Raw genomic sequence first — 13,666 nt, 5'->3', positions numbered from 1 at the left:
AAGCCACCTTGACCGCCATCAACACTGTCGCCTACTTGAGGCGCAGCCGCCGCGCCAGTTTGTGCAGGTTGCTGGGATCGACTTCGAGGATTCGCGCGGCGCTGGCCCAGTTTTCCCCGGACAGGCTCAGGGCCTGGAGGATTTTCTTGCGCTGGTAATCGTCGACGGCTTCGCCCAAGGGCTGGAACGGCAGATCAGCCGTAACGTCCGGGGATGGCTCGATCACCGCCCCCGATGCCGCCATCGCGCTGTCGAGATCGAGAATTTCAGGCTCCAGCGTCATGATCAACGCGCGACTCGTACCGCGACTGAGCTGCTTCAACGCAGCCCGACTGATCACGTGTTCCAGTTCGCGCACATTGCCCGGCCAGGTATAAAGCAACAGCGCGCGTTCGGCCGCCGGCGACAGGCGCAAACCACGCAGGCCGAGCCGCGCCCGATTGAGTTCAAGGAAATGCCCGGCCAGCATCAACACATCGTTACCGCGCTCGCGCAGGGGCGGAATCGGCACCGGGTACACCGAGAGCCGGTGATACAGATCGGCGCGAAACAAGCCGTCGCGGATGCTGTCCGGTAGATGCCGGTTGGTGGCGGCGATGATCCGCACATCCACGTGCAGCGGCTTGTCGGCGCCGAGGCGCTGGATCTCGCCGTTCTGCAAGGTGCGCAATAACTTCGCTTGCACGCTCAAGGGCAACTCCCCGACTTCATCGAGAAACAGCGTGCCACCGTTGGCGGCATCGAAGCGTCCGGCACGGTCACTGGTGGCGCCGGAAAAGGCGCCTTTGACATGCCCGAACAACTCACTCTCTGCCAGCGACTCCGGCAAAGCGGCGCAGTTAACGTGTATCAGCGGTTTGTGGTGGCGCCTTGAAAGACGATGCAAACGCCGAGCGAACAGCTCTTTGCCAACGCCAGTCTCACCCAACAGCAATACCGGCAGATCGGAATCGGCCAGCACATCCAGCTCATTGAGCAACTGATGCAACACCTCACTCTGCCCGAGGATCTCGCCCTCCTCGACCGGCATTCGCAAATCCTGGGGATCGCTGCGGGACAGACGCAAGCTGCGGTTTTCCTGTTCCAGACGGGTGACCCGCACGGCGGCTTCGATCTGCAAGGTGCAGCGCTTGAGCTCTTCCCGCGCCCGGCTGTCAAAGGTCCCGGCGTGCAGCGCATCGAGGGTGATCGCGCCCCAAATCCGCCCTTCGACATACAGGCTCACGCCCATGCAGTCATGCACCGGCAGCGGTTCGCCAACGTGGTTGTCGAGCAAGCCGTCATAGGGATCTGGCAGGCGACTGTCGGGTTCGAACCAGGTCGGCTCGCGCGACGCCATGATCGCCGCCAGCCGGGGATGCTGGGCGATGACGAACCGGCGCCCCAACGCTTCATGAACCAGCCCCACCGTCGCAACGGGCCTGAGACTGTCGTCATCCAGACGCAACAAGCCCACGGCGCCACTGTTGAAGTATTCGCGCAGGGTCTGGACCAATCGTTGCAACCGCACGGCATTAGGCAACTCGACGATCAGGTCGGCTGCCAGGCTTTCTCGCAGCATGGTAGTAATCACCCTCTATGGTTGGATTCACCCTAAAGTGTCAGGGTGTCTATCACCACAACTAAAAATAAATTCATGTTTTTCAATCGTTTAAATATGGCATGCCGGATGCAATGAGCCTGGGGAACCGTTGAAACCCAAACAAGGAACCCTGATGAGCCAGACCCTATTGGAACAAAGCCTCGGCCAACTGGCCTGCGACATTCCCGGTGCCACCCGGATCTTCCATACCTTCAAACTGGACTTCTGTTGCGGCGGGCATAAAAGCCTGCGTGAAGCGGCCCTGGGCAAAAACCTCGATCCGGTCCTCATTGCCGACGCCCTGAACATTCTGCAAGACGCCGGCGAAACCCAGCACGACTGGCGTAACGAACCTTTGGAACTGTTGATCGCCCACCTTCTGGCGCGCTACCACGCCCGCCACCGCGAGCAACTACCGGAACTGATCCGCCTGGCCCGCCGCGTCGAGCAGGTCCATGGTGCGCGCAGCAGCTGCCCCAACGGCCTGGCCGATCTTCTGACCGACATGCAGCAAGAACTCGAAGGCCACATGCTCAAGGAAGAACAGGTGCTGTTCCCGATGCTGCAACAAGGCATCGGTGCTCAAGCGGCTCCGCCGATCCAGGTGCTGCGTTTCGAACATGATCAACATGGTGAAGCACTGGAAAAAATGCTCGCCCTGACCAATCACATCATCCCGCCTGCCGATGCCTGTAATACCTGGCGCGCCCTCTATCGCGGGCTGCTGGAATTCAAAGACGACCTGATGCAACACATCCATCTGGAAAACAACGTGCTGTTCATCAATGCCCTGAACCCTCGTCATTGATCGATCGCCAGTCACACCCAACCCGCGTCAGCCCATCGGTTGGCGCGGGTTTTGTTTATCCTGGACTGCTTGTGATCAACCGTGCCAATAGAACATCGCCTTGGCCAGGATCACGATCAACACCATGTGCCCGAGGATGCTGCGGCGAATCCAGCTGGCGCGAGTCGCGGTCAGGCGCGCGTGGGTCAGCCAATAGGCCAGCAGCAAGTAATGGCCGATGATGCTCAGGGCCAACAGGATCTTGAGGCTCAGCAACAGACCAAAACTGCTGGCCAGCGGCTGACTCAATGCGCCCCGGTACTGCCACGCCAGGCCGATGCCGGCGCCATACAACAGCAACACCACGCCATGCAGCACCTTGCGCGAGCGCACGGCAATCGCCTGATCCGCCGTGGATTGCGTGGTATCCGCCAACTGCTGGCGTGCGCGATGCCAGATGACCACCTCGAAAAACAGCGTGCCGATGAAGGCAATCGCTGCCAGCAAATGCGTGACCAGCAAAAAGGGATACATCAGCGCCAGCCTCTGTCAGTTCGCGTGCTCATCCCGGATGACCGTCCACCCGGGCCCGCAGCAGCATCGGCCCATAGCGCCAGGCATACAGCGCAAACGCCAGCGCCCAGCACAGACCAGCCAACCACAATGCCGGCAAGGGAAAGAACTCGATCAACACGACCCGGCTCAGGCACGCCAGATTGAGCAAGATGAACGCCAGGGTCATCCCCGACGGCGGCTCCAGCGCACGGCCGGTATGCCCAAGGCTGACCCGCGCGATCATCGCCAGCACCAGGCCGCCCATGGCCCCGATGGTCAGGCAATGCACCGCCAGGCTCGGATTGATCGGTACACCGAAATGCCACAGCGCCATCCCGAGACAGGCCACCGCCAACCAGCCATAAGCCAGGTACAACGACCACAGCAACGGCACGTGCCAGAGGGCGCGATCATGCCAGCGAAACAGGCGCACCAGATGCCCTACGGCCAACACGGCGAACAACAGGCCCACCCAGAAATTGGGGGCAAGCGCAGGTCCGGCGGCATATAACAACGCCACGAGGGGCGAGCCAATCAGCAGCAGCCAATCCAGCCAGGGCCAAGGGGCAACGCCATCGACCTTGCCGAGGCCACGCTGGATGAAGAACGGAATCACCCGCCCGCCGATCAACCCCATCATCGCCGCCACCAGCCAGATACCCGTCAGCACGCCCTGGCGCTGCCAGCCTTCATGCCCCTCGACCAGGCCGTACAAGGACAACCCGTCGGCCACGGCCAACAACAGCAAGACCACCACAATCGGGTAGTTACGTTTCTGCCGCACCTTCCACAGGGTGAAGCCCATGAGCACTGCCACCGCCAACGGGAACGCCAGTTCCAGCACCGCGAGCAACGGCCATGGCACGTTGGCCAGCCAGGCCACTCGCGCCAATAACCACAGCAACGCCAGAGCGGCCAACGGTTTGCCGCTGAGGCCGGGGCGACCGGTCCAGGTCTGCACGGCCGTCAGCAAAAAGCCCGCGATAATCGCCAAGCCGAACCCGAACAACAATTCATGCCGATGCCAGCCCAGCCAACCGCCTGCGGGCTGCCAGTCGGACATCGAACCACTAAAAGCCGCCAGCCACAGCGCAATGGCCAGCACCGCCAACAGGCAGCCAGCGAGGAAAAACGGCCGAAAGGCCAGCCGTAACAGCGGCGCGATGGCCATCGCTTTACGGCGGTCAAGCACTTGCATAAAGCCACTCCTCTACCTGTTTGCTGACCTGGCGCCAACCCGCACGCGCCGAGGTAAATCCAGGGCCAATCATCGGGTATTACCGATTCATTGCCTTTGTCGCAGATCAAGTGTGCAAGGGACGTGCCCCGATGCCGAGCGCGCGTCCTTTGTGGCGAGGGAGCTCGCTCCCGCTCGGGTGCGCAGCAGCCGTAAACCGGCTGATGCGTTGTATCTGAAGAATTGCGATGGCCGGTGTTGGGAGTGCTTCGCACTCCAGCGGGAGCAAGCTCCCTCGCCACAAGGTGCTCCCGATCAGGGTACAAATGACCCTTTGATGGTCATTTAAACCCTAAAGATCACGGTATTTTTTACCCTGATCGTTGACACCCCCAATAAACAAGGCCCTCCAAGCCTGGCCCGCGTCTTGCTCAGCATGGGCAACCCTTTAGAAATCCTGGATCCCTTTCGATTACCCGGAGTCGTCATGAAAAAAGTCATCCAGCCACTGGCCTGGTTTGTTGTGTTGACCTCAATCCTGGCCTTGGCCAGCGGCGTTTCTCTAGGTCTCGTCTGACCTGATCCCCCTCTCAATCTTCAGGATGAATTCTCATGGTGCTTCATCGCGTCCATCACCAGATTCTGCGCAGTCATCACTTGTTCGAGCCGTTGAACGAAGAACAGCTGGATGAACTGATGAGTACCAGCCACTTGCTGAGCATCGACAAAGGCGAGCCGTTGTTCCGTCAAGGTGAGCCGGCCGATTCGTTCTATTTCATCATTGCCGGCGCGGTGAAAATCTACCGGCTGACACCCGATGGGCAGGAGAAAGTGTTTGAGGTCATCAGTGATCGGCAAACTTTCGCCGAGGCGATGATGCTGATGGACACCCCGAACTACGTGGCCTCGGCCGAAGCGATCTGCCCCACCCAGCTCTACCGGTTATCCAACAGCACCTACATGCGCCTGCTGCAGAGCAACAGTCGGCTGACCTTTGCGCTGCTGGGCAAGCTCTGCGTTCGCTTGCATCAACGGGTCAACGAAATCGAAACCCTGTCCCTGAAAAACGCCACCCACCGGGTCGTGCGTTATCTGCTGACGCAACTGGTGCGCCAGCAAACCGTTGACAGCCAATTCGAGCTGCCGATGGCCAAGCAACTGATTGCCGGGCATCTGTCGATCCAGCCGGAAACCTTTTCGCGGATCATTCGTCGCTTGATCGATGAAAACATCATCACCCAGGACGGACGCCAGATCGCCATTCTTGATCGTCTGCGCTTGGAACAGTTCGAGTGAGCGCCATGCCCGTCTGCCTGTATTGCCAACACGTAAACCCCGCACAAGAAACCGAGTGCCGCCAATGCGGCATGTCCCTGCCGGCATTGGCTGCACAGGTGGGGGAACGCCGGCAGCGCCGATTCATGTGGTTCTGCGTTGGCCTGACGATCTTCTGCGTGACGATGTTTTTCTGGCTGCCGCGCAGCTGAAGACCGCATATATCCCCTGTAGCAGCTGCCGAAGGCTGCGTTCGGCTGCGAAGCAGTCGTAATCCTGAGCCCACGGTACTACTGAAACACCGCAGTGAATGGTTTTACGACTGCTTCGCAGCCGAACGCAGCCTTCGGCAGCTGCTACAAGGACGCAGGTGGTCAAGGACATTACGGTTGAGTCAACTGCCGATACAACTGCGGCAAGCGCAGCGGTAACTGCCCAGGCTGGCGGATCAAGGTGTAGCCATTGGCGCCGAACATGTATGGCAGGTAATCCCCGGCCTCGCGATCGATCGTGATACAGAACGGCGTCAATCCCTGACGCCGCGCCTGCAGCACCGCTTCGCGGGTGTCTTCAACACCGTAGCGCCCTTCATACAGATCCAGATCATTCGGTTTGCCATCCGTGAGCAGCAGCAACAGTTTGCTGCGCCGCTTGCTCGTGCCCAATAGTTGCGTGGCCTGGCGAATGGCGGCGCCCATGCGCGTGTAATACCCCGGCTTGAGACCTTGAATGCGACCTCGGGTGGTGTCGTCATAACGCTGGGTGAACGCCTTGAGTTCCTGCATGCGCACTTGCTGACGGCGCAGCGAGGAAAACCCGTACAGGGCGAAATCATCACCCAGCACCGACAAGGTTTCGCCGAACAGCAGCAGGCTGTCGCGGATGACGTCGATGACGCGGTGCTCATCGTTAAGGTGGGCGTCGGTGGACATCGACACGTCGGCCAGCAACAGGCACGCCAGGTCGCGGCGGGTCTGCCGCTGCTCCATGAACAGACCGCGTTCGGCACACTGGCCATGCTCGCGCTCAACGTGAAAATCCAGCCAGGCCTGCATGTCCAGCTCAGAGCCTTGGGGTTGCTGGCGTAACCATTGGCGGTCATTACGCAGGTGCTCGAACTGACGCCGCAAGCGGTGCGCCGAGGCCTTCAGCCGTAATGGCAACGGCTGTGCCTCACAGTCCCGGGGCACCATCATTTGCAGATTGACGAAGCTGTCCTGCATTTGTTGTTTGCGGTAGTCCCACTCCGGCAACTTGATGCCCTCGCCCAGGGGAATATCGTCGACATCGGCCGGTGGCAAATCCAGGTGCAGCTTCAGACCGCCGCCCTTGCGCAGACGGGTGCGAGATAGCGTCAGTTCATCCAGGTCATCGGCAACTCGGGCGGCGTCCGGGTCTTCGCTGTCGTCCGACCAGCGATCCAGGTCGACGTGCTCGGTCCAGCTGAACAGGTTCTCCAGACGCACCACCAACAGCCCGCCTTCACGGGTGCTTTCATCGATCCGCGTCGCGCGTTTACGCCCGCTTTTCTGTTCGCCGGGCGGCGTGGTCAAAGACTCTTCGGATTCATCGCCCAGATCCGCAGCCTGCGGGCTGGCGAGGTTTTGTGGCGGGTACAACCACAGCGGCAGCGGCCAGGCGGCCCGTTCGCTGCGGGGGAAATGCTCGACACTGCCGGGTTCGCGCAGCGCCTGGCATAGCGCCCGTTCCAGTGCCGCTTCGCTGGTATTCAACGAGGCCGGATCGGGGCGCAATTGCAGATGGGCATCGACCAGTCGTTTGTAACGAGCACGCAGCGCGGGATAGCGTCGCAGCAGTTGTTGCGTCCAGCGTTGATTGTCCCGGCCCCAGTGACGCATCTGCCCGGCCTGGGCCGCCAGTAACGCGAGCCAACGATAGAGTTCCTCGTTCAGTGCGACTTCAGGGAAGACCGCCAGGCTCGATGGCAGCCGCAAATTACTCGCGTCACACCACGCCAACGGCACTTGTTTGCAGGTGCCGGCGATTTGCTGCAACACGTTTCGGCGCAGCAGCAGATCGCGGTCGCTGGCGGCTTCCACACCGATGCCATTGGCACCGCCCATGGCGCGAAACAACAGCGCCAGCGGGCGTTGCTGGCTGGCCAGTTCAACCCGTGCTTCAGGGAAGTCCGGGCTGGCACGCCGGGTGATGAAACGATGCCAGACACTGCCTACCCACTCTTCCAGTTCGACGGTAAACGCCATGATGCTTGCCCTTCCCGGAAACCAAAAAAACGGCCCGCTGTATCAGCCGGGCCGACCTTTTCTAGCCATTGCACTCGTTCATGAAGGTACAACCGCAGCCGGGGCGCGCAAGGCGGCGCGGCTGCGTTGCTTGAAGCTGAGCAGGTAACAGAGCAAGCCTGCGAAGAAGCCGAGACCGGCGCCCAGACGCGCCCAGAACAGCACCTGCAGATGTTCGACCGTGGCCATGAATGGCAACGCGATCCCGTCGGCCTGCCAGCGTTGCAGGTAAACCTGGACGACACCGGCAGCGGTGAGGAACAGCGTGATCATCACCATCGACAGGGTCATCAACCAGAAGCCCCAGATTTCCAAGGTCTGCGAACGCTCGTCAGCGGCTTCACCCAGCCCGCGCAAACGCGGCATGGCGTAGCTGATCAAGGTCATCACGATCATCGCGTAAGCACCGTAGAAGGCCAGGTGACCGTGAGCCGCCGTCAGTTGCGAACCGTGGGTGTAGAAGTTGACCGGTGCCAGGGTGTGCAGAAAACCCCAGACGCCCGCACCGAAGAACGCGGTGACCGTAGTGCCCTTGGCCCACAGTGTGGCGGCGCGGTTCGGGTGTTGCCGGCGACGGTTCTTCACCATGCTGAAGGCGAAGATCACCATGGCCAGGAACGGTAGCGGTTCGAGTGCCGAGAAGATCGAGCCGACCCACAACCAGACCTCAGGCGCACCGATCCAGAAGAAGTGGTGACCGGTGCCGATGATCCCGGTAATCAGCGCCATGGCGATGATCACATACAGCCATTTCTCCACGACTTCCCGGTCGACACCGGTGATCTTGATCAGGACAAAAGCGAGCATCGAACCCATGATCAGTTCCCACACGCCTTCCACCCAAAGATGCACCACCCACCACCAGTAGAACTTGTCGCGGGCCAGGTTGCCGGGGTTATAGAAGGAGAACAGGAAGAACACCGCAAGGCCGATCAGCCCGGTCATCATCACCATGCTGACGGTGGTCTTGCGACCTTTGAGCAGGGTCATACCGATGTTGTAGAGAAAGCCCAGGCACACCACCACAATGCCCATCTTGGTGATGGTCGGCTGCTCCAGGAACTCCCGGCCCATGGTCGGCAGCAGCTCGTTGTGAGTGAGCTTGGCCAGGCCCGCATACGGCACCAGCAGGTAGCCCAGGATCGTCAGCACGCCCGCGGCGGCGAATACCCAGAACAGAATGATCGCCAGTTTCGGACTGTGCAGTTCGCGGTCGGCCTCTTCCGGAATCAGGTAGTAGGCAGCGCCCATGAAGCCGAACAGCAGCCAGACGATCAGCAGGTTGGTGTGCACCATCCGCGCCACGTTGAAGGGAATGATCGGGAACAGAAAGTCCCCCACCACGTATTGCACACCCATGATCAAACCGAACAGCACCTGACCGAGAAACAGCATCAGGGCAAACACGAAGTACGGTTTGGCCACGGCTTGCGAGGCGAATTTCAGATGCGGATTAGCCATGCTCATCTCTTAGCCCTCCTTGTTTGGCGGCCAGCCATTGGTGTTGATGTTCGAGCTCCATTTGAGGAACTCGGCGATGTCATCCACCTCCTGCTCGCTCAACTTGAACTGCGGCATCGCGCGCCGGCCCGGTACGCCCAGCGGCTGCATTTTCATCCAGGCATGCAGAAAGGGTTTGAAGCCCGCCTCCCCGCCGCGCCGCTGGAACACGTTGCCCAGCTCAGGCGCAAAGTAGGCGCCCTCGCCCAGCAGCGTGTGGCAGCCGATGCAGTTGTTTTGCTCCCAGACCGTCTTGCCGCGGATCACTGATTCAGTTAACTGCGCTTCATTGCTGCGCACTGGAAATGTCTGTTCCGTGTGATAGGTCAAGGCCAGGAATATCAGGAAGAAGAAGATGCTTCCCCCGAAATAGATATTCCTGGCCATGCCTTTGGTGAAGGTCTCTGACATGGTCGCTTCCTCTTTGCTTGGCGTGCCCATGATAGAAAGCGAAGGGTTGAAACCTGCTTGATGGCGATCAAGAAAGGCAGATGGTTTTGGTCGGGTATAGATCGTATGGCTGACAGAGATCGAATGTGGGAGCGGGCTTGCTCGCGAAGGCGGCGCGTCAGTCAACATGGATGTTGAATGTGCCGGCCCCTTCGCGAGCAAGCCCGCTCCCACATTGGAATCGCGCTGTTTTACGGGCTGTATTCCTTCAGCGGAACAACACCAGCGTCAGCCCTACAACCACCGCCAACACCACCGCCCAACTCACCATCAACCGGCGCCACAATCGCGGGGCATGGCGCATTTCCATAAAGCCATCGGCAATCAACCAGGCCTTGCCGACCGCCACCAGCAAAATGGCCACCGACAGCAGCCACGTCGCGCCCATCTGCGCCAGCACCACCGTGCACACGCTTAACGTGGTCAGCGCTGCCCAGCAAACCAGCAAAAACCTGGAAGCCGACATCAGAACCTCCGTCAATTCAGAACGTAGACCAGCGGAAACAGCACGACCCAGATCAGATCGACCATGTGCCAATACAGCACACCCGATTCGAGCCCGCTGCGGTTGGCGGCGTTGTACAGGCCACGACGGCAACGCTCGGCCAGCCAGACGAGAATGACCATGCCGAGCAATACATGGAGAAAATGAAAACCGGTGAGGATCCAGTAGAGGGTGAAAAACGTGTTGTGCTCCATGCCCAGCCCCGAGGCCAGCAAGTGCCGGTATTCCGTGAGTTTCAACACCACGTAGACACTGGCGGCGAGCAACGCTGCCAGCAAATAGACAGCGCCGTGGCGAGACCGGGAGCGCTTGACTTGCTCTTGAGCCAGCGCGGCGAACAGCCCGGCGGTGAGCAGGCTCAGGGTCATCGCCAGGCCGGTGGACGTGTTCAGCAACAGACGGCTTTCACCGAACAGCTGCGGCTTGAGTGCCTGGGTCACGGCGAACACCAGAATCAGGATGGCGAACACCGACAGCTCAGCCAGAATGAAAAACCACATCGCCAGATCGCCTGGCAAGTGCCCCGGCGCAACGCGTCTGGCCTCAGCCGAAGTGGACATCAACCACGTCCATCAGCGCCGCAACCGTCAGCGGATCATCGCTCAGCGGCTCGGCCAGGCAGGCCATGCACGCTTCACGCGGGCTCATGCCGGAGCGGATCATTCGCGCAGTAAAAATCAGCAACCGCGTCGAGGCGACTTCCTCCAAATCATGTTGATCCAGCCGGCGCAGCGCCTGCCCCAGCCTCACCACTTGCGCCGCCAGCGCGCTGTCCACCTGCGCTTCCCTTGCGACAATGCGCTCTTCGTCGGCCACCGGCGGATAGCCGAAACGCATCGCCACGAAGCGTTGTCGGGTGCTGGGCTTCATGCCTTTGAGCAGGTTCTGGTAGCCGGGGTTGTAAGACACCACCAGCATGAATGACGACGGTGCCTGCAGTACTTCGCCAGTGCGCTCCAGGAACAACTCGCGACGATCATCGGCCAGCGGATGCAGTACGACCACGGTGTCCTGGCGCGCCTCGACCACTTCGTCCAGATAACAAATACCACCTTCACGCACCGCGCGGGTCAGTGGCCCGTCCTGCCACCAGGTGCCCTGGGCACCGATCAAATGACGGCCGATCAGGTCGGCGGCGCTCAGATCGTCATGGCAGGCCACGGTGTACAGCGGCAGTTTCAGCCGATGGGCCATGTGCTGGACAAAGCGGGTCTTGCCGCACCCCGTCGGGCCTTTGATCAGCACCGGCATGCCGTGTCGCCAGGCTTGCTCGAACAGCGCCTCCTCATTATTGAGCGGTTGATAGAAGGGTTCGCAAGACTGGATTCGGTCCATGGGCTGTCTGTTCCAAAAGCGGATTCAAGCCACACGCTACGGGCCCCTGCGACAACCTGGCAAGTGACATGGCCGGCAAACTTGATCGCGGTCAAGCGAGCATTGGCCTGCTCGGGCATAGCCTTGCACGGCACTAAGAACCTGCGTTCTGCGCTGCCGTTTCAGCACATCGCAAAGGTCTTGCCTGAGGAGAAATGGAATGCTGATCAGCAATAGAAAAACGTTTGCTCTGACTGTCGCCACATTGTGTTCGACGCTGGCCCTTGCGGTGACTCATGCGGCCCGGGCCGACGAGCCCGCTGCCGCTGCGGCCAGCCCGCTGATGGTCAAAGCCGCCGGGGCGCCCGACATGAGTCAGGCCGAGTTCGACTCTTCCAAGGAAATTTACTTCCAGCGTTGCGCCGGCTGCCACGGTGTTCTGCGCAAAGGCGCCACCGGCAAGCCACTGACACCGGACATCACCCAGTCCCGCGGGCAACCGTTTCTGGAGGCGTTGATTACCTACGGTTCACCGGCGGGCATGCCGAACTGGGGGACGTCCAATGCGCTGACCAAGGATCAGATCACGTCAATGGCCAAGTTCATTCAGCACACGCCGCCGACGCCGCCGGAATGGGGCATGGCCGAGACGCTGAAAACCTGGAAAGTGCTGGTCAAGCCTGAGGACCGTCCGAAGAAGCAATTGAGCAAACTCAACCTGCCGAACCTGTTTTCGGTGACGTTGCGCGATGACGGCAAGATTGCCCTGATCGACGGTGACAGCAAGAAAATCGTCAAGCTGATCGAGACTGGTTACGCGGTACACATCTCGAGGATTTCTGCCTCCGGTCGCTACCTGTTGGTGATTGGTCGAGACGCGCGGATCGACATGATCGACCTGTGGCCGGTGGAGCCGACCAAGGTCGCCGAAGTCAAAGTGGGCATCGAGGCGCGCTCGGTGGAGACCTCCAAGTTCAAGGGCTACGAAGACAAATACACCGTCGCCGGCTCCTATTGGCCGCCGCAATTCACGATCATGGATGGCGAAACCCTGGAGCCCAAACAGATCGTCTCGACCCGCGGCATGACCGTCGACAAGCAGGAATATCACCCTGAACCCCGGGTCGCAGCGATCATCGCCTCCCACGAATGGCCGGAGTTCATCGTCAACGTCAAGGAGACCGGCAAGGTCATGCTGGTCAATTACCAGGACATCAAAAACCTCACCATCACCTACATCGATGCCGCGCCCTTCCTGCATGACGGCGGTTGGGACAGCACCCACCGCTACTTCATGACCGCCGCCAACAACTCCAACAAAGTCGCCGTGATCGACTCCAAAGATCGCAAGTTGGCAGCTTTGGTAGAGGTCGGCAAAACCCCTCACCCGGGGCGCGGCGCCAACTTCAACCACCCGACTTATGGGCCAGTCTGGGCCACCAGCCACCTCGGTGATGACGGCATTTCCCTGATCGGTACCGACCCGGTCAAACACCCGCAATTCGCCTGGAAACAGGTCGCCTCGCTCAAGGGCCAGGGCGGCGGATCGCTGTTTATCAAAACCCACCCTGATTCCCGTCACCTGTATGTCGACACCACCCTCAACCCCGACGCCAAGCTGAGCCAGTCGGTGGCGGTGTTCAACATCGACAAACTCGACGCCGGCTACACCGTGTTGCCCATTGCCGAGTACGCCGGCATCAAGCAAGGCGCCATGCGGGTGGTACAGCCGGAATACAACAAGGCCGGCGATGAAGTCTGGTTCTCCGTGTGGAGCGGTCAGTCAGAGGAATCGGCGCTGGTAGTGATCGACGACAAAACGCTGAAGCTCAAATCAGTCATAAAGGACAAGCGACTGATCACACCCACCGGGAAATTCAACGTCTACAACACCCAACACGACATCTATTGAGCTCCATCAATGCAAGGAATCCCCATGAAAAATACTCTGTTTTCACTGTTCGCCCTGACCGCTGCGCTGAGTGTGCAGCCGGCCATGGCCCAAGACGGCCAGGAGCTATTCAAAAGCAAACCCTGCGCCGCCTGCCATTCCATCGACACCAAGATTGTCGGCCCGGCGCTCAAGGATGTCGCGGCCAAGAACGCGGGCGTGGCCGGGGCCGTGGACACCCTGGCCAGCCACATCAAGAACGGTACGCAAGGCAACTGGGGCCCGATGCCAATGCCGGCCAACCCGGTGACGGATGAAGAAGCGAAGACACTTGCAACCTGGGTCCTGAGTCTCAAATAGCCAACT

The 13,666-nt window shown here is 60.3% G+C and carries 14 protein-coding genes; 5 read left to right on the top strand and 9 right to left on the bottom strand.

Features of this window, described 5'->3' with window-relative positions; all coding sequences use genetic code 11:
* Positions 1 to 31 precede the first annotated feature (31 nt).
* On the bottom strand, positions 32 to 1,561 hold the full coding sequence (norR, locus tag KW837_RS04625) for a nitric oxide reductase transcriptional regulator NorR (RefSeq protein ID WP_218394677.1): 1,530 nt from the start codon (positions 1,559 to 1,561) through the stop codon (positions 32 to 34).
* A 154-nt stretch (positions 1,562 to 1,715) separates the two neighbouring features.
* Between norR and ytfE the strand changes: the two genes are divergently transcribed.
* Positions 1,716 to 2,390 carry an iron-sulfur cluster repair protein YtfE gene (gene ytfE / locus KW837_RS04620; protein ID WP_008075057.1) on the top strand — a complete coding sequence of 225 codons (675 nt, stop codon included), beginning with the start codon at positions 1,716 to 1,718 and terminating at the stop codon, positions 2,388 to 2,390.
* 75 nt (positions 2,391 to 2,465) lie between these two features.
* Here the strand turns inward: ytfE and KW837_RS04615 are convergent, their stop codons facing one another.
* Both KW837_RS04615 and KW837_RS04610 read right to left on the bottom strand, forming a co-directional pair.
* The gene (locus tag KW837_RS04615) at positions 2,466 to 2,903 is read right to left on the bottom strand and encodes a hypothetical protein (RefSeq protein ID WP_218394676.1); all 438 of its coding nucleotides are present in this window, start codon (positions 2,901 to 2,903) and stop codon (positions 2,466 to 2,468) included.
* A 28-nt stretch (positions 2,904 to 2,931) separates the two neighbouring features.
* Positions 2,932 to 4,122, bottom strand: coding sequence for an NnrS family protein (locus KW837_RS04610; RefSeq protein ID WP_218394675.1), 1,191 nt, complete (start codon positions 4,120 to 4,122; stop codon positions 2,932 to 2,934).
* Positions 4,123 to 4,713: 591 nt separating this feature from the next.
* Between KW837_RS04610 and KW837_RS04605 the strand changes: the two genes are divergently transcribed.
* Positions 4,714 to 5,397, top strand: a complete 684-nt coding sequence (locus KW837_RS04605; protein ID WP_008075049.1) for a Crp/Fnr family transcriptional regulator — start codon at positions 4,714 to 4,716, stop codon at positions 5,395 to 5,397.
* Complete coding sequence (locus KW837_RS04600) at positions 5,394 to 5,588, top strand: protein DnrP (RefSeq protein ID WP_218394674.1); 195 nt, start codon at positions 5,394 to 5,396, stop codon at positions 5,586 to 5,588. The genes KW837_RS04605 and KW837_RS04600 overlap by 4 nt, the downstream gene beginning before the upstream one ends.
* A gap of 171 nt (positions 5,589 to 5,759) precedes the next feature.
* On the opposite strand, the gene KW837_RS04595 is transcribed toward KW837_RS04600, so the two are convergent.
* The 6 genes from KW837_RS04595 to KW837_RS04570 all read right to left on the bottom strand — a co-directional run bounded on the left by KW837_RS04595 (position 5,760) and on the right by KW837_RS04570 (position 11,430).
* A complete protein-coding gene (locus tag KW837_RS04595) occupies positions 5,760 to 7,601 on the bottom strand; it encodes a nitric oxide reductase activation protein NorD (RefSeq protein ID WP_218394673.1) in 1,842 nt (613 codons plus the stop codon).
* Positions 7,602 to 7,679: 78 nt separating this feature from the next.
* Positions 7,680 to 9,107 (bottom strand): cbb3-type cytochrome c oxidase subunit I, encoded by a 1,428-nt coding sequence (locus KW837_RS04590; RefSeq protein ID WP_063340224.1) that lies wholly within the window; start codon positions 9,105 to 9,107, stop codon positions 7,680 to 7,682.
* 3 nt (positions 9,108 to 9,110) lie between these two features.
* On the bottom strand, positions 9,111 to 9,551 hold the full coding sequence (locus KW837_RS04585; RefSeq protein ID WP_030130714.1) for a cytochrome c: 441 nt from the start codon (positions 9,549 to 9,551) through the stop codon (positions 9,111 to 9,113).
* A gap of 247 nt (positions 9,552 to 9,798) precedes the next feature.
* Complete coding sequence (locus KW837_RS04580) at positions 9,799 to 10,056, bottom strand: cytochrome C oxidase subunit IV family protein (protein WP_218394672.1); 258 nt, start codon at positions 10,054 to 10,056, stop codon at positions 9,799 to 9,801.
* An 11-nt stretch (positions 10,057 to 10,067) separates the two neighbouring features.
* Positions 10,068 to 10,655, bottom strand: a complete 588-nt coding sequence (locus tag KW837_RS04575; RefSeq protein WP_218394671.1) for a cytochrome c oxidase subunit 3 — start codon at positions 10,653 to 10,655, stop codon at positions 10,068 to 10,070.
* Positions 10,639 to 11,430: a CbbQ/NirQ/NorQ/GpvN family protein gene (locus KW837_RS04570; protein ID WP_218394670.1), complete on the bottom strand. Its 792-nt coding sequence runs from the start codon at positions 11,428 to 11,430 to the stop codon at positions 10,639 to 10,641. The genes KW837_RS04575 and KW837_RS04570 overlap by 17 nt, the downstream gene beginning before the upstream one ends.
* 199 nt (positions 11,431 to 11,629) lie before the next feature.
* On the opposite strand from KW837_RS04570, the gene KW837_RS04565 reads away from it, so the two are divergent.
* Positions 11,630 to 13,321 carry a nitrite reductase gene (locus tag KW837_RS04565; protein WP_192342834.1) on the top strand — a complete coding sequence of 564 codons (1,692 nt, stop codon included), beginning with the start codon at positions 11,630 to 11,632 and terminating at the stop codon, positions 13,319 to 13,321.
* Between the two features lie 24 nt (positions 13,322 to 13,345).
* A complete protein-coding gene (locus tag KW837_RS04560; protein ID WP_218394669.1) occupies positions 13,346 to 13,660 on the top strand; it encodes a c-type cytochrome in 315 nt (104 codons plus the stop codon).
* Positions 13,661 to 13,666: the final 6 nt, after the last annotated feature.

It is taken from the genome of Pseudomonas sp. PDM24 (genome assembly GCF_019218905.1).
Classification (GTDB): domain Bacteria; phylum Pseudomonadota; class Gammaproteobacteria; order Pseudomonadales; family Pseudomonadaceae; genus Aquipseudomonas.
This window is presented reverse-complemented; position numbering and strand designations above follow the sequence as displayed.